Genomic DNA, 1,809 nt, shown 5'->3' with positions numbered 1-1,809 from the left:
AAAACAAATTGGTTTGGGGCGTAATGTTATTCGCGGGTGCAATGGCTGGTTTTGCAGGCGCTTCGGAGGTCATGGGGCCCATAGGTCAACTTGTTCCTTCGGTGTCTCCCGGTTATGGCTATGCGGCGATTATTGTCGCTTATCTTGGTCGCTTGAATCCAATAGGCGTGATTATCGCTGCCCTGTTTATGGGTGCCCTTTACATGGGAAGTGACCTTGCTCAAATCGAACTGAATTTGCCTACTGCCGTCACGGGTTTGTTCCAAGGCACTTTGCTCTTCTTCTTATTAGCGTGTGATTTTTTAATCTACTATCGATTCGTTCCGAATCGTTCTTTAAGCAAGAAAACCGCTAGTTCACTGGTTAATGAGAAAGGAGCCGCATAATGGATGCAATGCTAATTCAGTCGCTGTTTATCGCGGCACTAAAAACAGGTACCCCTTTGCTTATCATCGCTTTGGGCGAGTTAATTTGTGAGAAGACTGGGGTACTTAACCTTGGTCAGGAAGGCATGATGCTGATGGGTGCAATGGCCGGTTTTGCTGGCGCTATGGTTTCGGGCAACTTGCTGGTCGGCGTCTTGGTTGCCATGTTCGCAGGTATGATGATGGCTTGGTTATTTGGCGTATTAACGCTCACACTTAGCTCAAATCAGGTGGCTACAGGTTTAGCACTGACCATCTTTGGCACAGGACTTAGTGCGTTCTTAGGCGGAAGCTTAGTCGGCAGCACCATTCAAGGGTTTAAGCCAATCGCGATTCCCTTACTCAGTGATATTCCATTCTTTGGTCCGTTGCTGTTTAACCATGACATCTTGGTGTACGCGAGTTTTATTCTTGTCGGCACAGCTTGGTGGACGCTGCACAAAACACGTATTGGTCTTGTTATTCGCGCTGTGGGTGAAAACCCGCACTCGGCGAACGCATTAGGCATTAAAGTGATTAAAGTTCGTTACATGGTCACATTGCTTGGCGGAGCATTGGCTGGTCTTGCGGGAGCTTACATGTCGTTATCGTATACACCGATGTGGATGGAAAACATGACCGCGGGGCGCGGATGGATCGCGTTAGCACTGGTTGTGTTTGCTTCGTGGCGCATTGGTTATCTGGTGTTGGGTGCATACTTATTCGGTTTTACTTCCATCATGCATTTGATGATGCAGGGAGCAGGAATCGACATCTCTCCTAACCTGCTCGCGATGACCCCTTATGTAGCAACGGTCGTTGTCATGGTGTTACTGAGCTCGAATGAGTTGCGTCAGAAACTGGCAACGCCAATGAGTTTAGGCAAACCGTTCGATCCTAAACGTCAATAACAACAGATACAAATCAGCCCGCTTTTGCGGGCTTTCTGTTTGCTATATCGCTGCATTTATTCGAAAAGGCTTCTCTATTTAGCTGTATTTCCCCAAGCTTTTCAGTCCACACTTGCGCATCAAAATGGTGCATTTTGTATACATGTAAGCACCATTGTAAAACATCCACTTAAAGTTAATTTCCCATCAGTGTCTATACTGACTGTATACAATATATCTAACCCCTTTGTGCACAATGCTTACAAGCCCATTCGAAAATAATTATTCAAAACACGACCAGTTGGTCAACTTTTTGCTAACAATCTCGTATCACGAATTTTTTGCAAGCAACTCCCTATCAACACACTTTTGCGAGCAAAAATGGACAACCAAATAGCTATCTTAAAATAGCGATATCTTTGAAATGGAGAATTTCATGAAAATAAATCAGTGGATGACGGTTGCAGCACTTTCAGTGTCTGCAGTGTTTTCAACTTCTACCCTTGCGGAAGATC

At 45.4% G+C, this 1,809-nt stretch carries 2 protein-coding genes; both read left to right on the top strand.

Annotated features, from left to right (window positions below; genetic code table 11):
• On the top strand, positions 1-386 hold a 386-nt coding region (locus ACQY6Q_RS02605; protein WP_427977528.1), incomplete at its 5' end, for an ABC transporter permease subunit.
• A complete protein-coding gene (locus tag ACQY6Q_RS02600) occupies positions 386-1,315 on the top strand; it encodes an ABC transporter permease (protein ID WP_427977525.1) in 930 nt (309 codons plus the stop codon). The genes ACQY6Q_RS02605 and ACQY6Q_RS02600, both read left to right, overlap by 1 nt.
• Positions 1,316-1,809 lie beyond the last annotated feature (494 nt).

This window comes from Agarivorans sp. (assembly GCF_050295395.1).
Taxonomy (GTDB): Bacteria; Pseudomonadota; Gammaproteobacteria; order Enterobacterales; family Celerinatantimonadaceae; genus Agarivorans.
This window is presented reverse-complemented; position numbering and strand designations above follow the sequence as displayed.

What these genes read in the sequence shown, in the direction of transcription:
- ACQY6Q_RS02600 (WP_427977525.1), top strand. Translation starts at nt 386, where the DNA reads ATGGATGCAATGCTAATTCAGTCGCTGTTTATCGCGGCACTAAAAACA.